The 21,896-nt window shown below is 32.1% G+C and carries 24 protein-coding genes, 1 pseudogene and 1 other annotated feature; of the genes and pseudogenes, 21 read left to right on the forward strand and 4 right to left on the reverse strand.

Going from position 1 to position 21,896, the window contains the following annotated elements; genetic code table 11:
- Positions 1 to 199 precede the first annotated feature (199 nt).
- The 6 genes from helD to Q8X41_RS01735 all read left to right on the forward strand — a co-directional run bounded on the left by helD (position 200) and on the right by Q8X41_RS01735 (position 5,890).
- On the forward strand, positions 200 to 2,539 hold the full coding sequence (helD, locus tag Q8X41_RS01710; RefSeq protein ID WP_397538541.1) for an RNA polymerase recycling motor HelD: 2,340 nt from the start codon (positions 200 to 202) through the stop codon (positions 2,537 to 2,539).
- 346 nt (positions 2,540 to 2,885) lie between these two features.
- Entirely contained in the window at positions 2,886 to 3,050 is a 165-nt protein-coding gene (locus tag Q8X41_RS01715; RefSeq protein ID WP_397538542.1) for a hypothetical protein, read from the forward strand.
- Positions 3,051 to 3,411: 361 nt separating this feature from the next.
- Positions 3,412 to 3,636 (forward strand): hypothetical protein, encoded by a 225-nt coding sequence (locus Q8X41_RS01720; RefSeq protein ID WP_397538543.1) that lies wholly within the window; start codon positions 3,412 to 3,414, stop codon positions 3,634 to 3,636.
- 30 nt (positions 3,637 to 3,666) lie between these two features.
- Positions 3,667 to 4,059: a hypothetical protein gene (locus Q8X41_RS01725; protein WP_397538544.1), complete on the forward strand. Its 393-nt coding sequence runs from the start codon at positions 3,667 to 3,669 to the stop codon at positions 4,057 to 4,059.
- A gap of 74 nt (positions 4,060 to 4,133) precedes the next feature.
- On the forward strand, positions 4,134 to 4,646 hold the full coding sequence (locus Q8X41_RS01730) for a GrpB family protein (protein WP_397538545.1): 513 nt from the start codon (positions 4,134 to 4,136) through the stop codon (positions 4,644 to 4,646).
- 50 nt (positions 4,647 to 4,696) lie between these two features.
- Entirely contained in the window at positions 4,697 to 5,890 is a 1,194-nt protein-coding gene (locus Q8X41_RS01735) for an MFS transporter (protein ID WP_397538546.1), read from the forward strand.
- A 306-nt stretch (positions 5,891 to 6,196) separates the two neighbouring features.
- On the opposite strand, the gene Q8X41_RS01740 is transcribed toward Q8X41_RS01735, so the two are convergent.
- On the reverse strand, positions 6,197 to 6,634 hold the full coding sequence (locus tag Q8X41_RS01740; protein WP_397538547.1) for a GNAT family N-acetyltransferase: 438 nt from the start codon (positions 6,632 to 6,634) through the stop codon (positions 6,197 to 6,199).
- A gap of 201 nt (positions 6,635 to 6,835) precedes the next feature.
- On the opposite strand from Q8X41_RS01740, the gene Q8X41_RS01745 reads away from it, so the two are divergent.
- Positions 6,836 to 7,282: a DUF4306 domain-containing protein gene (locus Q8X41_RS01745; RefSeq protein WP_397540178.1), complete on the forward strand. Its 447-nt coding sequence runs from the start codon at positions 6,836 to 6,838 to the stop codon at positions 7,280 to 7,282.
- Positions 7,283 to 7,412: 130 nt separating this feature from the next.
- Here Q8X41_RS01745 and Q8X41_RS01750 read toward each other — a convergent pair whose 3' ends face one another.
- A complete protein-coding gene (locus Q8X41_RS01750; protein WP_397538548.1) occupies positions 7,413 to 7,940 on the reverse strand; it encodes a hypothetical protein in 528 nt (175 codons plus the stop codon).
- 251 nt (positions 7,941 to 8,191) lie between these two features.
- On the opposite strand from Q8X41_RS01750, the gene Q8X41_RS01755 reads away from it, so the two are divergent.
- From Q8X41_RS01755 to Q8X41_RS01800, 10 genes and pseudogenes are all read left to right on the forward strand, one after another.
- Positions 8,192 to 8,641 carry a hypothetical protein gene (locus Q8X41_RS01755; RefSeq protein WP_397538549.1) on the forward strand — a complete coding sequence of 150 codons (450 nt, stop codon included), beginning with the start codon at positions 8,192 to 8,194 and terminating at the stop codon, positions 8,639 to 8,641.
- Positions 8,642 to 8,844: 203 nt separating this feature from the next.
- Positions 8,845 to 9,378 (forward strand): annotated as a pseudogene (locus Q8X41_RS01760) (cation transporting ATPase C-terminal domain-containing protein); the annotation flags it as partial.
- A 299-nt stretch (positions 9,379 to 9,677) separates the two neighbouring features.
- Positions 9,678 to 10,379 (forward strand): MgtC/SapB family protein, encoded by a 702-nt coding sequence (locus tag Q8X41_RS01765; protein ID WP_397540179.1) that lies wholly within the window; start codon positions 9,678 to 9,680, stop codon positions 10,377 to 10,379.
- A 452-nt stretch (positions 10,380 to 10,831) separates the two neighbouring features.
- A complete protein-coding gene (locus Q8X41_RS01770; protein WP_397538550.1) occupies positions 10,832 to 11,314 on the forward strand; it encodes a DUF4362 domain-containing protein in 483 nt (160 codons plus the stop codon).
- A gap of 89 nt (positions 11,315 to 11,403) precedes the next feature.
- Complete coding sequence (locus tag Q8X41_RS01775; protein ID WP_397538551.1) at positions 11,404 to 11,766, forward strand: VOC family protein; 363 nt, start codon at positions 11,404 to 11,406, stop codon at positions 11,764 to 11,766.
- Between the two features lie 196 nt (positions 11,767 to 11,962).
- Positions 11,963 to 12,520, forward strand: a complete 558-nt coding sequence (locus Q8X41_RS01780) for a hypothetical protein (protein ID WP_397538552.1) — start codon at positions 11,963 to 11,965, stop codon at positions 12,518 to 12,520.
- A 53-nt stretch (positions 12,521 to 12,573) separates the two neighbouring features.
- A complete protein-coding gene (locus Q8X41_RS01785; RefSeq protein ID WP_397538553.1) occupies positions 12,574 to 12,963 on the forward strand; it encodes a YybH family protein in 390 nt (129 codons plus the stop codon).
- Positions 12,964 to 13,221: 258 nt separating this feature from the next.
- Positions 13,222 to 13,668, forward strand: coding sequence for a GNAT family N-acetyltransferase (locus Q8X41_RS01790; protein ID WP_397538554.1), 447 nt, complete (start codon positions 13,222 to 13,224; stop codon positions 13,666 to 13,668).
- A gap of 112 nt (positions 13,669 to 13,780) precedes the next feature.
- The gene (locus Q8X41_RS01795) at positions 13,781 to 14,221 is read left to right on the forward strand and encodes a GNAT family N-acetyltransferase (RefSeq protein WP_397538555.1); all 441 of its coding nucleotides are present in this window, start codon (positions 13,781 to 13,783) and stop codon (positions 14,219 to 14,221) included.
- A gap of 271 nt (positions 14,222 to 14,492) precedes the next feature.
- Complete coding sequence (locus Q8X41_RS01800) at positions 14,493 to 15,458, forward strand: zinc-binding alcohol dehydrogenase family protein (protein WP_397538556.1); 966 nt, start codon at positions 14,493 to 14,495, stop codon at positions 15,456 to 15,458.
- Positions 15,459 to 15,597: 139 nt separating this feature from the next.
- Here the strand turns inward: Q8X41_RS01800 and Q8X41_RS01805 are convergent, their stop codons facing one another.
- Positions 15,598 to 15,855, reverse strand: a complete 258-nt coding sequence (locus Q8X41_RS01805; RefSeq protein WP_397538557.1) for a hypothetical protein — start codon at positions 15,853 to 15,855, stop codon at positions 15,598 to 15,600.
- 199 nt (positions 15,856 to 16,054) lie between these two features.
- Here Q8X41_RS01805 and fosB point away from each other — a divergent pair, with 199 nt between their 5' ends.
- Positions 16,055 to 16,477, forward strand: coding sequence for a metallothiol transferase FosB (gene fosB, locus Q8X41_RS01810; RefSeq protein ID WP_397538558.1), 423 nt, complete (start codon positions 16,055 to 16,057; stop codon positions 16,475 to 16,477).
- Between the two features lie 237 nt (positions 16,478 to 16,714).
- On the opposite strand, the gene Q8X41_RS01815 is transcribed toward fosB, so the two are convergent.
- Entirely contained in the window at positions 16,715 to 17,866 is a 1,152-nt protein-coding gene (locus Q8X41_RS01815; protein WP_397538559.1) for an acyl-CoA dehydrogenase family protein, read from the reverse strand.
- 154 nt (positions 17,867 to 18,020) lie between these two features.
- On the opposite strand from Q8X41_RS01815, the gene Q8X41_RS01820 reads away from it, so the two are divergent.
- The 3 genes from Q8X41_RS01820 to Q8X41_RS01830 all read left to right on the forward strand — a co-directional run bounded on the left by Q8X41_RS01820 (position 18,021) and on the right by Q8X41_RS01830 (position 21,878).
- Positions 18,021 to 18,662, forward strand: coding sequence for an alpha/beta hydrolase (locus Q8X41_RS01820; protein ID WP_397538560.1), 642 nt, complete (start codon positions 18,021 to 18,023; stop codon positions 18,660 to 18,662).
- Between the two features lie 329 nt (positions 18,663 to 18,991).
- Positions 18,992 to 19,774 carry an SH3 domain-containing protein gene (locus Q8X41_RS01825; protein ID WP_397538561.1) on the forward strand — a complete coding sequence of 261 codons (783 nt, stop codon included), beginning with the start codon at positions 18,992 to 18,994 and terminating at the stop codon, positions 19,772 to 19,774.
- Between the two features lie 156 nt (positions 19,775 to 19,930).
- Positions 19,931 to 20,145: a binding site (T-box leader), on the forward strand.
- Between the two features lie 359 nt (positions 20,146 to 20,504).
- A complete protein-coding gene (locus Q8X41_RS01830) occupies positions 20,505 to 21,878 on the forward strand; it encodes a chorismate-binding protein (RefSeq protein ID WP_397540180.1) in 1,374 nt (457 codons plus the stop codon).
- Positions 21,879 to 21,896 lie beyond the last annotated feature (18 nt).

Below are 21,896 nucleotides of genomic sequence, written 5' to 3' on the forward strand. Positions count from 1 at the left end.
AAAAGAGGCACAACTCTAGAGTTGTGCCTCTTTACTTGTTTATTTTGAATGAAATTTACATTGATTAAATTGAGGAAAAGTGTTAAATTAGTATGGAAACACTTTTTTATAAAAGAGTGTATATTTTATCTAAATTAATTATACATTAAATATTCTCTTTTGTCAAATTAAACTTTTCATTTTTTAAGGGGTGGATGGTATGAACACAGATCTTCATCAGGAGCAGGAACGATTGGATAGTGTAATGGAGACGATTAAGGAGCAAATCATCAAGATCAAAGATGATACCGGCAATCGTCGAAAAGAAGTGGTAAATCTCCGAAAACATTTTTGGGATGAAGTTAAGGTTAACACTGATTCTTTTGATGATTATCTCGAAACAATTATTGGCTTAAGACAACAGGCTCAAAACTTGTTCGTAAGTCAAAGTATCCACAGACACTCCTTCGATAAATTGAATGTATTGAATCGTATGAAAGAAATACCGTATTTTGGTAGAATTGATTTTCTCGAAAAAGGAACTTCTGAGATAGAAAGTATCTATATCGGAGTCTCTACGCTTATGGATACAGATGGAGAGAATTTTCTAATCTACGATTGGCGGGCACCTATATCAAGCGTTTACTACGATTATTCACCTGGTCCAGCCTCTTATGATACACCTGGAGGAGTCGTACATGGCTTGTTGGATCAAAAGTGGCAATTTATCATCCGTGGAGGAGTAATCGAATCATTGTTTGATACGAATCTGACTATTAGAGATGAGATTTTACAGCAGGTACTTGGTAAAGGTACAAACAAACATATGCAAAGTATTGTAGCAACCATTCAACAGGAGCAAAATCAGATTATTCGACACGATCATGGTCGACTACTTATTGTTCAAGGTGCTGCTGGCAGTGGCAAAACCTCCTCAGCCTTACAGCGAATTGCTTACTTGCTATATAAGTATCGAAATAAATTGAAAGCCGATCAAATTATTCTTTTTTCACCGAATTCTATGTTTAATAGTTACGTATCCCATGTATTGCCTGAACTCGGTGAAGAAAATATGCAACAGGTAACATTCCAAGAATACGTAAATCAAAGGTTAAGCGGTTCATTCCAAGTTGAAGATCCTTATAAACAATTGGAATATGTGTTAACCGGAATGGACGATCCATACTACCAGACTAGAATCTCAAGTATTGAATTCAAGGCATCGAAAAGTTTTTTTGAAACAATTAAAAAATATAGACAGTCTCTTGAAATATCAGGCATGGTATTTAAGGGAATAATATTCAGAGGTGAAACAATTGTCTCAGCCAAACAAATCATGGATAGGTTTTATAACACCAACTCCTCGCTAAGATTTCAAAACAGGCTTGAGAAATTGAAAGAATGGTTAAAAATGCGAATTGATGAAATTGAAAAGCTCGAATTAACAAAGCCATGGGTTCAAGAAGAGATGGAATTGCTTAGCAAAGACGAGTATCAAAAGGCATATACTTATTTAAAGAAAAAAAGAGGTATTACTGAGGACTCGTTGGATTATTATGAATACGAAAGGAAATTATTAAGACAAATGATTGTTCGTAAGAAGTTAAAGCCTCTCCGCAAATGGATACAAACTTTTCGTTTTGTCGATTTTATAGGAATATACAAACAGCTTTTCACGGATCCTACAAGCATCGAATTATGGAATCCCGAGAAAATACCTGAAGAGTGGGAAGATATTTGCACTTTGACAATGAAGACGCTGAATGAAGGAAAACTATATTACGAAGATGCTACTCCGTTTTTGCTTCTGAAAGAGTTGATTCAAGGGTTTGAAACAAATCGCGCAATTAAGCATGTACTTGTAGACGAAGCTCAAGATTACTCATTGTTTCAATTTGAGTTTTTGAAGCAATTGTTTCCTGCTGCAAAAATGACTGTACTTGGAGATTTTAATCAGGCAATATTTGCACATGCTAGTGAAATGGTTGATTTCCATACACTTTCAAGTTTATATGGAAAGGATGAAACGGATACGTTTAACTTGAGTGTAAGCTACAGATCCACAAAACCAATCACTGAATTTACACGTGGTCTTATACCTGATGGTGAACGGATTTCCGCATTTGCACGTGATGGTGACATTCCTGTTTTTACATTATTATCCAATACTAATGTATTACACAAATCAATTGTTGCCAAAGTCGAAGAGCTACTGAAACAGGAGTATAATACGATAGCGATTATATGTAAATCTGCTACCGAAAGCACTGTCGCATATGATGCCCTCAGTGACATCGATAATATTAAACTCGTGAAGACAGGATCAATTGAATATGAACAAGGTGTTGTTGTCATACCGGCGTATTTGGCAAAAGGCATCGAATTCGACGCAGTCATCATATATGATGCATCGGCACAAGTATATGGAAATGAAAGTCTTCGTAGGCTGTTTTATACTGCCTGCACGAGAGCGATGCATTATTTGCAACTATACAGTGTAGGTGAACCGAGTCCCTTTTTGCAAAACGTTTCACCGGAAAATGTGGTAATTCAAAATTAATGATATAAATATGACAATTCTTTTTGGAAATGAATAAAAATAGGCACTACTTTATTTGAAGTAGTGCCTCTTCTATGTGTGAAAAGGATCTATAGTATAGAGATGAATCGAATTTCTTTCCTCTTTTGGGTTATTGGATTACATTTTATATGTAGAGATAATGCTTCTTTTTATCTGAGTATTTCAGTTGTATTTCTAATATAGTTAAATTATGGTATATTAAATAATGATTGTTTGGTATTATTTGTGGTTCTTGAGTTAATTCTGATGTTTTTAAGCATAAATAGGGCAGACAAAATTTACTATAGAATTAAATTGAATTTGGACGTGAGAGGATATAAATAATATGAATAAATTTATGTTTTATTTCTGGATATTCGGTATTGCATTTATTGCATTTTTCACAGGAGAAATTGCTACTGTTATGATGTTGTACTTAATTTTAATTACTTTAAATGCAATACATACAACCATTAAAGATTTTTATAATGATTGGAAAAGCAGGTATTAACATTGGGTAGCTATTTTCATTTTTCTTTATATAACGATGTTGGTTTCTTTAATATGGTATTGAAAACTGGGATCAGAAGAGTCGAACAAGGTATTTTAATAAGAGGTGATTTAATATCTCACAAAAATATCTTTTATAGGTTTTAATTGAAGGAATATTGTCCATATTTATATGGATTAACATTGTTTTCAATAACCCGTATAATAATCCAACTTTAGCAGGTTAATTGCCATATTCATTTTCTAATTATTTCATCCAGCGTGTGGCAAAATACACGAATATTAAATGTGCCATTATTATATACCATATATCAATTAGAACACTGTAAATCAATTAGAAGAATGAAGAGGAGGACTTCTCTATGGAAAATTTAAATGTATTTGGTCCAGCGAATTGGATTGGATTACTTTCATCAGTATTTATTATATTATGCTTATATTTTACATTAACTTTCTTCCAAAAACTAAAAACTGAGGATGAGCGGGGAATAAAACAAAGTAAATTTGCCGCAGTATTTTGCCTAGCTTTTGCCATTCTTATGCCGGCTCTTTATAATCTTTACATTTTTTCGCAGATGATGGAATAAGAGGGGGATTAAGTAGATAGAGGTGAGGTAATGCAATTCAAAAAAATTATTATTTATCTGTTTGTTATTTCTATCTTTTTAATTGGATGCGGATACAAGGTGAAGACTACTGAGTATAAGACTCCAGCACCATCAGCAGAAGAAGAAGTAAAATTAGATAAAAATGCGGATATTTTTATGTTGGGTAATAGAGTCTATAAAACGGATATTGACTGGGTAAATCAATTAAATCTTACAAAGAAGAATGAAATAGGCGAAATTGAAAGTAAATATTCTATATCTTCAGACGAACCATTCAAAAATAAGATGGCTACTAAACTGCCTACCGGAAGTAAAATATTTTCAACTAATGAGAGAAAAGATGTATTAATTGTTCAATATAAAGGAATTGAGAAGAAGTATTATGCATTATCGGAAGGGTAATAATGATTGATCAGTATTGAATATTCTCACATATTTCCCATTCGTAATTTCAGTTTAGGGGGGAGGTGATTTCTTTGCTTGGCTTACCTAGAGGTGAGGTGTTTTTAGTTCCTTGGACTAGTGAGTGGGAAAAAGAATTCTTAGTAGAAAAAAGACAAATCGAAAATATTATTGGTCAACATACTGTAGCAATTCACCATATTGGTAGTACTTCGGTGGCACGATTAAGTGCAAAACCAATAATTGATATAGCGATTGAAATAAAAACATTTGAATACGGCTTAGCATGTGTTTCAGGGTTAAAAACACTAGGATATCAATATAGAGGAACCGCTGTATTACCTGAAAGACATTACTTTAATAAGGGAGAACCAAGAACCCACCAAATTCATATGTATGAAAGTGGCAACAAATACTTGGTTGAGCAGCTACAGTTTAGAGATTATTTAATAAATAATGAAACTGCAAGAATAGAATATGGAAAATTAAAACAAGAGCTTTCACAAATGAATAAACATGATAAACATCAATATGCAGAGGATAAATCAAGTTTTGTTATGTCAATTCTAAATAGCATTAATAAATAGGTGTAAATTATTCAATTTTGAAGCTTTAGCTCAGATGTGGTTGTTAGAGGGTGGAAAATATTAATAACAGTTTTAAAGCTATATGGTTAAGTTGTGCAACTTCTGAACTGGGAGGTGCATTTTTTACATTTTGTAATTCTGTATTAATTTATAAATTAACGGGTTCGCCTACAAAACTGGGATTAGTGTGGCTAATCTATTATGTCCCATCATTTTTCATGCAACTTATTATTGGTCCATATATCGATCGGTGGAGTCGAAAACGGACAATGATTATTTGTCATATGATACGAGCTTTTCTTGCTTTAACATTGTCTGTTTCTTTAATAGGAGAATTTTTTTCAATCAGTTTAATATTCTTAGTTCAAGTTATTGTTGGAATCGTAATGCCAATCTTTACACCAGCAAATCAAGCTATTTTGCCAACAATTATTGAAAAAGAACAGCTAGGAAAGGCAAATGCTACACTAGAAAGTATCCGGCAAATGATGGCAATTATGGGGCCGATCCTTGCAGGAATAGCTGTTGAGTTTATTGAAGTAAAGTGGTTGTTACTTGTAATTGGTTTTGCCTTTTTAATTAGTACATATGCTTTATCAAAGGTTAGCGAAAATTATAACCCACAGCAAATTAGAAAACCATGGCTTACAGATTTTAAGGAAGGATTACATTTGTATTTTGATCATCCACTAATTGTATGGCTAGGAGTCTTTTTTGGATTTGTTCAATTTGGAGTAGGGGTTACAACTGTTACAACATTACCATTTATCACTACTGTATTAGACTTACCCTATACAGCGTATGGCCTGTTTATGGCTGGATTTCCTGTAGGTTATATTCTTGGTGCTTTATTAAACTCTAAACTATCAAAAAATAAAGATCTTGGAATATTGTTCAGTTCTTTATTTATAGGTGGCTGTACATACATATCATTAAGTTTAACGCCCTGGTATTTTCTCGCTATAATTACAGAATGTATTGCAGGAATTGTAATTGCAATATTCAATATTAATAATATAACGCTTATCCAGCAATCCATTCCCAATCATGTTATGGGAAAAGTAACATCTGTTAGATTATTGATTATGCGAATAATGCTTCCTTTAGGAATTCTATGTGCTTCGTTCTGTGTAGAGTTTGTAACTATAAGGGGGATGTATTTAATAATTGGGACTATTATTTGTGGAACATCTGTTTTTGGATATCTATATTTGAGATATAAATCTGTTAAATCATATTGTTGATCATCTTATTCAATACTATCTATGTTCATCTAAAAAGGACTTAAGCAGTGTGTTCCGTCATTAGTAGTTGGTCAATTTCTAATGATTTAAGCGATAATCATATTAAACTAAATAACCGATAAACTTCAATCGTATACCGAGTCAGGGATAGCTGATTACTTAGGCAAAAGTATTAAATAAGTGCAAAAATTAAAGAAATACCTAATGGGCAAAACAGTTATTTCAGTGAAATTCCTCATTTAGTTGTTCCGTAACAAATGGGTATAACTAAGTGAATTTTTTATTTGAAATATAACAAGTAAGAATTTATATAATTTCCTTAGAAAAACCTGTGCTTTTTCCTAAATAACCATTCGCGTTATAGAAAGCATGAGCTGCCTTACGTTCTTCACGATTCCCACTATTTAAAGCAATTGCATTACATCCTTGGACTTTTGCCCACTGTTCACAAGCACTGAGTAATTTCTTTCCAATCCCTTGTTTTCTTTCCTGTGAACTTATGACAAATGCTAATATGCGAGTGTATGAACCTGTCATCTCAAAATAATAAGCTTTGCAAACTCCTGCAAAGCCTACAACTTGCTTATTTTTAACTGCTACAAGACCTTCATAATCAGTTTGCTTTTGCAATTCATTATATCTAAAAGTGACATCTTCAGTGGTTGATGGATATCCTAACTCAGTTAATAATTTTGTAAGTTCAGTATAGTCATTTTCTTGAAGTGTTCTAATTTGTATGTCCATAAATTTACAATCTCCTTTTTACAGATGATACCCCTTACTTATATTTCTATATATTGTATATTATGGGATAATATGATTCAATTAAAGAAGTGCATTAGCAAATTAAATGAACTAGCGACAAATTGATACGGATGTTTATTATTAATTAGAAATAAATTATTTAGTAGGAGGTAGAATCTTATCTATAAGTTAATCGTTCAAATAGTCTTCGCATTTCTTATGTTTTTTGGATCAACATTAATTGCTTTCTACGAGGGAAGCGGTATTGTTGATAATCCTTGGGAATGGGAATATTCAACACCATTTTCACATTTTATTGGCGTGGATGTTAGGCTTGCTTCAGATATTTCAACATTCGATTATTTTGTGTATGCAGCTAAATTTCATCCTGTTTATCCATTAATAATGGTGTTAAGTATGATTTATCTATTTATTATACTTGGGCTCATCATATCTAAAAGGAAAAAGAATATTACAGCATTATATTTTAGTCTATATAGTTTGATCATGTTTGGATTATCTTTAGTACTACTTAATGCATCAACTCTTGGAGGAAAAGCATTTTCTTATCTCTTTTTAACAGTTGGTATTGTTTTACTTGCTTTCTCTTTTATCGTTAAAAAGAAAATTACAGAACAGATTACGTGAGCTTGCAAAGATAACTAAAAAATCCAGGAATACAAAAAGACTTGATTCTACTCATGTAGAGTCAAGTCTTTTAATTTTTACAAAATAAGCGAGGACATTCAAAAATGAAATGTAGAACTAAGTTAGAAAATCATTTCACTGAATTAGCTATATCAACTAAATTTGCCGAAGAGATCTCTTTTTCGCTTTCACGATCCATGCTTAAAATATATTGCCAACCATTCTTTTCGAAAACCAAAGTATTATATCCAGTATAGGCTTTGCTAAAAACAGCTTCACTTCCATCTTTAAGTTTCACTTTTTGATTACTTTGTCTTTCCCCAAATGGAAGCTTATGTTTTACAGGCTTGATAAATATTTTATAGTGATTGTGAGGAGAATTTTGATTAATAAACTCAAATTCTAATCCATCACCTTGTTCGCCCTCTAAATCGTTAAGTCTTCCAAAAGCATGTGTAAAGGATACACCAGGCAATTGAGAAGGTAGTGAAATATTCGTTTTAAAATGTCTATTACTATCTAATAATGCATTAGAAATATCTTTATAACCGATATCGCGGTAGAACTTTTCAAAATCATTACTTGCAGCATTTGCAATATAGGTGTTTAGCTGAAGTAACAATAATAAAGAAAAAGTAGCCATGAAATATCTTTTCATCTCGAATCATCCTTACCTTAATGTGTTTAAATATAGACTGAATCGAAATAATAATTTTATACATAAATCTACATTTTATAAACCACGATAGTCTATATAAATAATTTAAAAAATCGCAATAAGGAATTAAAACTCAAATTAGATTGAATATATCTAACAATTACTAATTCAATAATTTAAAAAAATTTTAATTGATTCTTCGTATTAAGTTCCTTGAAAGGTAAATACTAAAATCAAAGGTGGTGGAATCATTGAAAAAGATTTTACAAATTATGATACCGACTATATTACTAATTATGAATATTGCTCCAACTGTACTTGCTAAAGATAAACAAATAGATGAATTTTACTCAGCATTATCCAACGAAAATGTGTATAAAGAATATAAAAAGGCAACTTTAAATATTCGAAAGAAAATGAAAGTGACCGCATATAAGGATTTAGAAAAAGAATTAGGGAAGTACTCATTTGACGTTGGACTTTTACCAAATAGCATTCCAAAAAACGATGTGTATTTTTTTGCGTCCATTATTGACAACGATAAGCGAATTGTAAAGAAATTTGCGATTTATCAACTAGACGGTGAGTTGTTTACATCTGGATATAGTAGTAGAACGAAAGGAACAACAGGATTAGACGACGATTTTAGTTCTTTGAAAAGTTCGATCGTAAAAGAAGAACTTGCGAGTGATAAGCCTTAAGGTTTTATATATTTTCTTTTCATGAAATAAAAGACAGCTTTCAATAAAAATCTTAAGCTGTTTTTTAAAATTATGACTCTGATTAACTTGATTGGAATTTCTTCAAATTAATAAGCATATTCGAGAGTTATTTCGAATATGCTTATTTTTTCGAGTAGCCAATAAGTACGATAGGTCGATTCTCGTTACTATTATTACTTAGTTTTCTGATGTTGGCTATTCACTTATTAATTCAGAACTTGTTATATGACTTATCTCAACTTTCGATTCTATGGGATAAAATAGATAAAGAATTCTCAGTAAAGCCTAGAAAATGGGACGCTTCAAACTTAAATAATTTTATTATCTGTATTGGTCCTATTAGTTCAATTTTCGATATTTTAACATTTATAGTGATGTGGAAAGTATTTGGTGCCAATACAGTTGCAGAACAATCATTGTTCCAATCTGGTTGGTTTGTAGTAGGACTACTTATTCAAACGTTAATTGTGTATAAGATTCGAACACAAAGAATTCCATTTATTTAAAGTACAGCTGCTATTCCAGTACTATTATTAACAGAACTCATTATGGCTATTGGCATTTACGTTCCATTTTCTCCATTGGGGGCTGCAGTAGGATTACAGCCACTTCCCCTTAATTATTTCCTATGGCTAGTAGGGATATTAAAAGGATATGCTGTATTGACTCAATTTCTTAAACAGTTAAATATTAAGAAATTTCATAGTTGGTTATAACAGCACTTTGAACATGCATTCTTATTGCATATTTCTATTATGAATGGAGAAATGCACTTCTCATTATCAGACGAAGAACTCTTTGCCTAAATGAATTAAAAAGGCAAGGCAAAGAGAGAGCGCATTTTTATGGATATAATAACGTATCTCCTATCTTGTTAGGAATAAAAGCAATGTTAAAAACCAAAAATGGGTAGTGGAAATTTTATATAATATATGACACTTAAAAAGTGATATGAAAAGGAGGTTACTTCTGTAGTCCTCCTTTCACTATGTATGGATAATTGGAGGTGGAAGATATTTTATGGCAAGACATTGTAGTTCGATTAGTAGTTGCTATATTTGCTGGGGCTTGTATTGGAACTGAGCGGCAATGGCGGCATCGTATGGCTGGATTACGAACGAACGCTCTCGTTTCGTTAGGCGCTTGTTTGTTTGTTTTATTATCTGTTATGACTTCAGGAGAAGGAAGCCCTACACGTATCGCTGCTCAGGTTGTAAGTGGAATTGGTTTTCTCGGCGGTGGAGTCATTATTCGAGATGGTTTTAGTATTCGTGGATTAAATACAGCTGCTACATTATGGTGTGCTGCAGCAGTTGGCACTCTTGTTGGAGCTGGATTTTTAGAAGTGGGTATTATTGGTGCTTTCGGTGTTATTTTAGCAAATATTTTCCTTCGACCTGTGGCATTGATTATGAACAAAAAGTCCCGAGATCAACAGCAAGAAGAAATGAGCTATATGTTATCAGTAACCTGCTTAGATAAAGATGAGTCTCATATTAGAGTTTTGTTAATGCATATGGTTCATACAGAAGGAATTGGTCTAAAAGAATTGTTTAGTAAAGACATTGAAGAGGGCAAAAAAGTAGTTGTACAAGCACTTATGCATTGCGATTCAAAAAAAGCTACGCTTATTGAAAAAATAGTGAGCCGGTTAAGTTTGGAAGCTGGTGTAACAGCTGTCGGATGGAAAACTATTGTAGAACAAGAGTCTGATTGATAAATTTCTGTATAAAATCTTTTGTCTAACTACTTTAAATGTTTTCTAATCTAGTGTGATAAGTCTATACATGATTCAGCTTTGAAATGTAATTATGCTTATGGCTTAAATTGTTAGTTAAAATGAAGCTGATTAGTTAAACGGGTCATATCCTGGGGTTAAATTCCAGAACATGACCCGTTTTTAAATGGATCTCGGCTGAACCCCCTTTTAGAGCATCAATATAATATTCTTTTCAAACAGTTCATTCCACGATTTTGAGCAACTCTTCTACGGTAGGTAGTTCTACTTACAAGTTCATTCACGACCATTAATATTCATAAGTCCATCTTGATCCTTATCCACAGTAGACAATTATTATTTCTAATGATTAGTATATAACAATATTTGTATTTAATACCAAATATAATTTATAATTCAATTATATAGATGGTTTTATTAGGGGGCATCATTTGAAGAATACATGTTTTATCTTTATTTTATTAGTTATAATGATTAGCTGTTTTGGGTGCACGCAAAGCAATTCAAAAACAAATACCAATTCTCAAAACAAACCTTATACTTCTGAAGAAGCTATTAAAAGAGGGGATGTGGTTCAAACTAATATTACGGTTAATAATTTTGACCGGTTCAAAAAGTTTTTAAGTAACTATAATGATGAAAAAGCAGACAAAATAAGAATAACTGGTTATACCATTGAAGGAGATCCAATCTTTACCGATTTGGATTACGATGGAAAAAAGATACACTATACCAATGATAATTCTAATGATGCTTATGGGGCAAAGGAAATTATTAATGATGTGTGCAATACGATTATTGAGGAAAAGAAAGAACAACGTACAATTTGGTACTCAGCAAGTGGTTGTTCAAAAAACAAGTCATATTCACTTATTAGTATAGATCAGAATGATTTTCAAAATAAACAATACTAGTAACTGAAATGGAACACAGCATTATATGTGAGTATGAAAATAGATTTGAATAAAGCTAAAACAATAAAAAAATGTAGGAGAGTGTATGTATGAGTCTTGCAATGTGTATGATTTCTATTAAAGTTAATGATATTGAAAAGGCTAAACGTTTTTATTGTGAGGGCTTAGGCTTTCAAGTGGAAAAAGCTTATAGTGAAAGTATAGTAGAGCTAAACTTTGATGGACTCCCAATCATACTTGAGAAAGTATCTGACTTGAACACCTTAGATTATTATGATAATTCTCAAATTGTTATGGGTTTACAAACGAAAGATATAGTATCTGAAATAGAAATACTTCGTGATAAGGGGATTGAATTATTATTTGAAGAGCCTCAAAAATGTCCACCGGGCTTGTTTAATGTAATTAAAGATCCTTTTGGAAACTATATAGAAATATTAGAGTTTCAGTAAATCATGTCAGAATATTTGTCTGTGACTAAGTTTCAGTTTTTCTAATCCTCTAGGAAACCATTTTGAGTAAATATAAATCAAATGGTTTCTTTTTCTTTTTAGTTTTTATGTGGATTTTATATTTATTGCATATTTCTTCATTGGAATGGCAATAAGACAAAGCTTTTTAACTTAAAAATCTAAAAGAAGGTGAAAGATGAAGAAAAATAATACATTAAAGATTTGGTTCATAGCTATCTTACTTGCATTAGTTGCTGAAAATTGGTTTTATCCTTATTCTTTTCTAAGTTTCAATAAAAGTGTTACTCATGATGAAGGCAATTCAGTAGTTCAACAATACTTGCAAGATTTAAGTGATTTTAAAAGTATATATATAATAGAACCTGAATCAGACATAACAACAGATAGAATACAATATATCTTACAAATGTACGAACAAAAATGGTTAATAAGTAAAAAGCCGGTTAACATGAAGTTTAATGAACTTGATATTATCTTAATCAAAGTTAGAGAAAACAGAGAAATTTTATTGGATCTTGCTTTCCGTGAAAACTACTCACCAATGGCAAAACAATACTTAAAGGAAAGTATACAGTTTTGCTTCGAACTTGAGGAGAAAATCCAAGAATTAAAAAATTCTTATTTTAATTCAAGAATAACCTTGAAAAGACAATATCGTAACCTTCATGGTGAATTTATTAGTAGCTTTGATATGTTCGTTTCGTTTTACAAGGCGTATAAAGATGCTAGGTAAAATATCTCGGTGTCTTTCTAAAGAAAAGCATTTAGGAAAGGAGCGATAAAACTATGGAAGACGAAATAAAAGAGATTATCAAGAGATGCGATATTGCTATAAAGCAAGAAGATTTTGAGTCGCTAATGAATTACTATTCGGATGATGACATTCTTGTTGTAAAGCCTGGAATGATTGCTCGACGGAAAGAAGAGATCAAAAAAGCTTTTATCTCAATAGCAAACTATTTCAATAATAGCATTGAGCCAACACAGGGAGAAATGATTATATTAGAAGCGGGTAACGCTGAACTAGTTATTTCAGAAACACTATTAAATTCTGATAAAGAGAATTCGGAATATTCTATGGATAGAAGAGCAACTTATGTTTTTAGAAAAAATTCAAATGGCGAGTTGCTTTGTGCAATTGAAAATTCATATGGTACAGATTTACTTAATCGTTAGAGAATAAACCTGCTGATATAAGTTATTGAAGATTCAATTATTCATGATGCAGCGTATAATATATAATCATCATTTAAACTATATGGATATATATGGTACAATAGAAATGTTAGAATTAATGAAATTTACAGATAGTTTTTTAAAAGGGGGCGTTCATTATGAAAATTATACAGTTTTTTCTTTTTGATGAATATAAGGGGAAATCGTTAAATTAATATTTTATAAAAGGTTTCCCCGATTATTGGAAGGGGAAAGAAGATGGAAAATGTTAAACTTGTAGAATTAAATTCAGAAAATTGGTATGAATGTTGTCAATTAGAGGTATCAGAAGATCAGTCTGACTATATAGAACCCAATTCGATTTCAATTATTCAGTCTAAATTTGAACCTACTTTAAAAGCATATGTTATTTATTGTGAACAAAATATGGTAGGTTTCTTAATGTATAATTCAGTTCAAGAGGAATTGGATGGTTATTGGATTTATCGAATTATGATTGATAAAAGTTGGCAAGGAAAAGGTATAGGAAAAGCAGCAACAAAATTAATGATCTCCGAGATTTCTAACCTACCGAATGCTAAAAAAATCGTAGTAGGCTATCATCCTGAAAACATTGGAGCCCATTCTTTATATGCAAGCCTTGGATTTGTGGATAATGGTGATCGTTTTGGCAGAGAAATGGCTGTTATTAAACGCTTAAACTAGTAAATTTAAAATAGAAATTTAATATATCAGAAAAGAACCGAGAAATAGTCAAAGGTTCTTTTCTTTATCTACGAATTTAAAAAATTGAGCATTTTACTAAGAGGAGTAAAAATTGAAATTAAATTTTGTAACCATTAACTCTTTACCTGAAGGCGAATTATTAACCGGAATTGTAGAATTACACAAGAAAATTTTTGGCGTTGATACCAAATTAATAAGCAAATTGACAAACAAGCCAAAACTTTTAACTATTGTTGCATTTAATGGAACTAATGTAGTTGGATATAAAATAGGATATGAAATTGATTCGAATACTTTTTATAGTTGGTTAGGAGGTGTAGATCAATATTATAGAAAACAAGGTATTGCTTCCATCTTAATGAAAAATCAGCATCAATTTTTAAAAGAGGAAGGTTATCGAACTGTTCAGACGAAAACGATGAATAAATGGCGAAGTATGCTCATCTTAAATATAAAAAATGGATTTGATGTTGTAAATACACAAATAGACAGTCAAGGAATACATAAGATTCTTCTTGAAAAAAAATTATGATGAAACTTATTTATTCACACATGTAGCTTAACCTTATTAGACCATATTATTTAATTATTTTGTTGTATAAGAAGTATAATCTTTTTGGTTTTTTAAATTTATATAAGTGGGAAGTAACTGCGAGACTCCTGCGGAAAAACAAGTAAGAAAGACCCCGGAGCGAACGAAGTGAGTGAGAAGGCTTTCTTGCTTGTCCGAGGAAAGGAAGCGGTTTCTCCCCACACCCGATGATAAACGAAATCTCAATCAAATAATGAAGGAGGAACTAAAGATGAAAGCAGTTATTCAAAATGAATTCGGGAATTCTAGTGTTTTAAAATATAAGGATATAAACAAACCAATTATTGATGAGAATGAGGTGTTAATCCGCACAGCTTATACAAGCGTAAATTATGCAGACATAAAAAATCGCTCTGGCAATAAAGCTAAAGGGAATTTCCCAATGATATTAGGTTTGGATATGGCCGGTACTGTTGAAGAGGTCAATGGAAATAGTCCTTTTTCTATTGGGGATCGCGTTATTGCTTTTCCTAAATATGGATCCTATGCAGAATATGCTGTTGCAAAAGAATCACTTGTTTATAAAATACCAGATTCTTTATCATTTGAGGATGCTGCAGCATTTCCAACTGTTGCGATTTTATCGTATATTTTAATCCATGAAATTGGACAAGTGAAAGAAACAGATACAATCGTTATACATAGTGCAGCTGGTGGTGTTGGCTCGATGCTTGTTCAATTAGCAAAGTTAGCCAAAGTGAAGCAAATAATAGGCGTTGTTGGAGATATCGCTAAAGCTACATATGTGAAAGAACTAGGTGCTGATGAAGTCGTTACATACGATACATTTATTGAAACCGTGTTGAAAATGACAGATGGTGAAGGTGCAAATGTGATTTTCGATTCAGTAGCTGGTGACGTAACGAGTCAAAGCTTAGATTGTTTAGCACTTTATGGGACCCTAGTTCAATTTGGTAATAGTAGTGGAAAAGCTGGCCACTTCAAAACGAGTGATGTACATTCAAGCTGCAGAAATATCAAAGGTTTTAGTTTAGGTACAACACGAAAACATTATCCGGAACGATTAGCTCCTGTGGCTGAAAAAGTATGTAAGCTTTTTACTGAGGGAAAATTACAACTTCCCGTAGTACATGTATTTGAATTAAGTGATGTAGCAAAAGCGCATGATTTAATGGAAAGTAGGAAATATCAAGGCAAGATTTTGTTGAAGGTGTAGAAGGTAAAAAGAAACATACTAAAAAAGCTTATACTACCTAAAAAGTAGTATAAGCTTAACTATTTTTAGGTTATAAAAATTTAATTGTGTATTTTTAAATATATACGCATCTATTCTGCAATGGCGAAAACATTTGGAATTATGGCGTATTCCAAAGTAAGGACATTACAAGAAAAAAACCAATATAGAGGATAGTTATGAATACTAACCCTATTAAAGAAACTCTTTTCCATACTCCCTTTTCAGATATAAGTGCAAATATCCAAGCTACAATATAACAAACAATCATTATTTGAAACATATAATCTGTGAAATATTGAATATACTTTGCTAAATAAAATGTACTTACCCCAAATGCTAAGAATAAGATTGATAGAATCCCGCTGTATTTTTTCATCCTCTACCTCCTGATTGTGAAAAATATGCTCGATATAATATATGTAATTATTATAGTACATTCAACTAATACATTTACAATATTACATTAAAATGGTAAAAATTATAGTTTGTGTAGTATATGATAGAAGAGTGAATTTGTGATGGAAGAAGTAATTATTCGGCGTTTAAAATTATTCAAATATACAAGGAGGATTATGATGTCTATTTTAGGTTTGAATCATTTTCTATTTTCTGTATCAGACTTAGAAAACTCAATTAAATTTTATCAGAAAGTTTTTGAAGCTAAATTATTGACAAAAGGTCGTAGCACAGCGTATTTTGACTTAAATGGAATTTGGCTCGCATTAAACGAAGAGAAAGATATTCCTAGAAATGAAATACATGATTCCTACACACATATTGCTTTTACAATAGAATTAAACAAATATGATGAGATGCTAAATAAACTTCAGGATTTAAATGTAAACATTTTCCCTAGTCGGCCGAGAAATGAAAAAGATAAGAAATCCATCTATTTTACGGATCCTGATGGACATAAATTTGAGTATCATACCGGTACTTTACAAGATAGATTAGAATATTATGTACAAGATAAAAAACATATGACATTTTATGAGTAAAATAACTAAGGGGCCAACATCAAAAGAAAAATTAAATGGTAGATCGACTAATTTCTATTGATTATATCCGCGATATTTGACTATATATACGAGAAATTCAGTAAAGTATCTGCGTTTTTCGAATTTAATCCGCTAATTCAACATTTTCAGTCTTTAGCTAAGGTCAAAACAAATGAAGACAATTAATCTAGAGATTCATTATCTTCATTTGCTACTAAAAGTCCTAAATTAATAAGTCTATTTCTCCATAAACTTCGCAATCGCTTCATTCGCTAATTTTGTTTGAATTACATCTGACATTGGTGGGTTGTACAGACCAGCACGAACGTTTAAGAAATATCGGTGCATGGGGTTTGATTCAGATAAGGCTCTTGCACCTACAATTCGCATTGCAAGGTCGACTACCTTCATTGCTGCGTTTGTTACTTCAATTTTTGCTACATCGAGAGGTTCTTTAAATGCTGTTTTGTCTTCGCAGTGTTCATAACGTTCAACTGTTCCATATAGCATATGTCTTGCAGTGGCTAGAGTAAGTTCCATTTCTCCAATCAATTGTTTAATATTGGGTGCTTCAGCAATTGGTTTACCAAGTGATGAAGGAATATAAGTCGTCGCAAAGTTTAAAGCATAATTTCGTGCTGCTTTTGCTATACCGATGTAACATGCGGGGATATGCAATAGCCAACCTTTTGCTGCTTTAAGTTGATGTGATCTTGTTTGCAATACGTATGTATCTGGTACACGAACATGATCCAGAATCACAGTTTGACTAGCTGTACCTCTCATCGCTAGGGAATCCCATGTATCTTTTAATGAAACACCATTTGTGTCACTAGGTACTAAAATCAATTCAACTTCTTCTTTTTCATTTGTCGCAGTAATGATGAAATGAGTTAATGCGGGAGCAGCAGTTGTGAAGATTTTTTCTCCTGTTATAACAAGTTCATTATCTTCACGTAGAACAGATGTTGTTGGAAGTGCACCTCGTGTAGGGCTTCCAGCATTATTTTCGGATGAAGCCGTATTAATAAGACCTCCATTTGCAATCGCTTTTAATACAACATTAGCTGCTTCAGAATTCCAATGATGACTTTCTATATATTCTAAAATTATACCGGTCGTCCACCCAATTGACAAAGCAGTTGAACCGCATCCTTCAGCGATTGTTTCTTGAGCTAATATATATTCATATAAACCTAGACCTTGACCATCGAATTCTTTAGGTAATGTTAGTTTGGTATAATTAATTTTTTTTAAATCTTCAATGTTATCAAAAGGGAATGAACCAGGAGCATCTAATTGTGGTTCTCGTTTTTGGAAAACTGGAATTAGTTCTTCTATTTTAGCGAGTATTTCACGTTGTTTTTCTGTACGAATAAAACTTTCCATTCTAACGCCTCCATATCTTTATCCATATCATACATCTAATTCCTACTGATTTTCTATGAAAAAAACTGATATTTGTCGAAAATGAGAAAGCTTATTGGGAGTTTAGAAAATAGTATGGTATCATAAAATGAATTTATCTCGAAAGGAAGATATTATGAATTCTCCATTTACATTTATACATTCAGCTCCTAAGAATATGGAGCATGGCAAATTATATCCAGCAGTTTTCCTTATGCATGGAATGGGAAGCAACGAACAAGATTTACCAGGATTAATTGATGAAGTAAAAGATCAATGCCATATCTTTAGCCTGCAAGGACCTATTATTCAACCACCTGGTTATGCATTTTTCACTATCGAAGAATTTGGCAAACCACATCGCAATGTGTTTGATCAAGTCATTATTCATATTATGAATTTTATAGAAGAAGCTATCACCGAATACCCAATCGATGCAGAGAAAATCTTTTTGATGGGCTTTAGCCAAGGAGCAATCTTATCAAAATCTTTAGCTGTAGCGATGGGGAAAGAAAAACTAGCAGGAATCGTTGCTTTAAGCGGCTACACTCCTGATTTTGTAAAAAACGGTTACCAAAAACACTCTGTTCAGGATATGCCTGTTTTGATATCACATGGCACAATGGACATGGCTCTACCATATCAATGGGGGGAAGCTAGTCGTGATTTCTTTACTGAACAAGGTGCGAATGTAACATTCAAAAGTTTCGAAAATGGACATGGTGTAACACCTGAAGTGCAGGAAGCATTAATTGCATTTTTAAAAGAAAATATGTAGAAAATTATAACTTCCAAAAAAAGGCTGCTCTAAAATGAATTCAATCATCTTAGAGCAGCCTTTTTATCTTGTATTATTTAATCTTCTTTTGTTCATGTAAGTCATTTTATTTAATTAAATACTTTATCTATTTGGGGTCTGTCGTAATCTAATATCCAATCTATATCTGTTATAAATACCTCTAATTGTTTCGACTGAAGAACCTCTTGAACATAGAAATTAAATATATAAATTACTAATTTTATGGATATATACATATACTTACACGATAATAGTGCTATACTATTATTCGTAATAGATTTAAAAGTTCTTAGGAGGAAGAAATAACGATGTTTTTAGATAAATTAATGAAAGCAATAGTTGCAGGGAGTATCGCATTTTCAGCTGTTTCTTTTACAAATCATTTTGAAAATGAACCACTTCATGCGAAAGCAGCAACATCTGCAATCTATGAAACAACAGATAAGGTGAACTTGAGAAAAGGACCTGGCGTTGATAAAGAGTTAATTACAACTTTAAAAAAAGGAAATAAAGTTACTTTAATTACAACTAAGAAAGTCAATAATGTAAAATGGGCAAAAATAAAGTGGAATAATACAATAGGGTGGATATCATCAAGTTATTTGAAAGTAAGTAAAGATAATATCCCTGTTGCCCAAGATAAAGTCACAATAGAAAATGTTAACGAAAAATATATAACAACCGCGAATGTGAATATGCGAAAATCAACTTCAATGAACGCAACAATTTTATCAACATTACCAAAAGATGCAACTGTAACAATTACTAAGATCAAATCAATCAATTATGTCAAATGGGCATATGGTAGTTATAATGGGCAAAAAGGTTGGATTTCATATGCTTACTTAAAGAAAGTAAATGAAAAACCAATAAAACCGGAAAAGCCTGCTACCACTTTAGATAGTATCATTTTAGATGAAGATACAGATTTATATCCCAATGCAAATGATAGTGAAGAAGTTGTAGCAATAATTCCAGCTGGGATTGAACTACAGATTGAAAAAACAGTAATAGTTAAAAAAGTTAAATGGGCAAAAGTACTAAATGAATATGTTCATGGCTGGATTGTTCTTCCATCAGATGAAGAATAATTCAAATGAGCAAATAAAATATAAATGGTTTTAAATAATTGTTGACATTTGTAATTATTATATTTAAGATTACAATAAATAACAGGTTCGAAGAGGTAGCAGCTTCGGTAGCGAAGTTGGCCTTATGAGTTGAGATTAGAAATTTTGAGAATAGCCGAGAAATTGAAGAATAAGAGTAGTAGCATATTGAACATTGCTAAGAGAGTCAGCGGATGGTGCAAGCTGATCAATGTCATATGTGAATGGACTTATGAGAGCATCCGTCAACACATTGTTAGTAGCGGATGACGACTAATCCTCGTTACGGATAGTTAAGCGGAAGTTTTTAAACTTCAACTTGAGGTGGCAACGCGGTCTATATCGTCCTCATGAAAGAATTATCTTTCATGAGGGCTTTTTTTATTTAGTCTCAATAATTTGATATTGTTAAATTTCTTTAGCTTCTTACTTGAGCAAAAGGCGGAAACTCCTGCAAGAATGTGACGAGGGCACTGAAAAAGTAAAAATAGTGTAAATTTTCGGTAAAAACCTGATATCTATCTTCGTTGAAGTGGAATTAGCTCCGCTTCATTCAATAGCGGATAAACTATTAATATTTGTATTACTACACTTTTTCAAAGGCCTCAATGTGACGAGGAAAGCGTCCGCCTGTAACGAAAGCGAAAAGTTTTGAAATAGCAACAGTATTGTATTTTCTCAACAATCGACCAAATTAGGAGATGATTAATTGATGGTAGAACAAACAAGTTTCCGTACAACAATTAAGAAGATTAATGGTGATTCGTTGACACCTATTTTGATTTTTCAAAGATTAAATGGAAAACGTAAATTTTTACTTGAGTCAGATTCAAAGCTTAAAGATTCAGGTAGATACTCAATGATTGGTGTAAATCCAATTAAATCGTATAGTGGCAGTCGTAATACATTAATCGAAAAACAGTTCAATACAGAAAAAGAGTATCGCTACGATGGTGATTTATTGACATTGTTAAAAAGAGTGATGCCTAGGATTACTGGGCCAACAGAATTTCCGTTTGCGGGTGGTGCAGTTGGATATATTTCATATGGTGCATCAGTAAAATCACGGCATCCAAATACTTTGCAAATTCCAAATGTACATTTTTATATTTATGAAACGATTATAGTATTTGATCATTTACAAGATGAAGTGACGATAATTCATACGGAAGTAAATCCAGAACAGCAAAAAGCTAATTTAGATAGGATTATTAATGAAATTCAAACACAACCGTCAGATATAGAGGATGAAGATTATCAACTTTCTCAGTTTACAAGTGAATTGTCAAAAGAGACATTTGTCAATCAAGTTGAGAAAGCAATGGGATATATCATTGATGGTACACTCGATCAGATTGTATTATCTAGACCGCAACAGGCTACTTATAGTGGAAATCCATTTTCTATATACAGAAAATTAAGAAAACAAAACCCGTCTCCATATATGTATTACATGGATTTTGATGACCATATCATTTTGGGTACATCACCAGAGAGTCTTATTAAAGTAACAGATGAAGCCATCACGATAAATCCAATTGGTGGAACAAGGAAAAGAGGGGCAACGGAAGAAGAAGATCAACAATTAGCAAAGGAACTTCTTAATAGCACGAAAGAGCAGCAAGAACATGCCATGATAGTAGAAGTTGCAAAAGAGGATTTAATGGAAGTAGCCCAGCCAGGTACTTTGCAAGTACAACAATACATGAAACTTAACCGATTTGAACATGTTATGCATTTGGTTTCTTCCATTCAAGGAAAGCTTTCACCTGTTTATCATTCTTTAGATGTACTAATGTCTGCAATTCCAGCTGGAGCAATCACAGGCTTACCTAAAGCAAATGCGATTAATTTAATTGATGAAATTGAAACATCCCATCGGAATATATTTGGTGGAGCGATTGGTTATATAGGTTTTAATGGCAATATAGATTTTGCAATCACAATTCGCTCTATGCTTTTAAAAGATGGTATCGCACACATTCAATCAGGTGCTGGAATTGTGGAAGATTCAATTGCAGATAGAGAATTTGAAGAGACCCTTGAAAAGACAAATTCTTTAACTACATTAGCAAATATTGAGTAGAGCTATGAGATGAGATAG

The sequence above is a fragment of the Rummeliibacillus pycnus genome (genome assembly GCF_044359855.1).
Lineage (GTDB): Bacteria > Bacillota > Bacilli > Bacillales_A > Planococcaceae > Rummeliibacillus > Rummeliibacillus pycnus_A.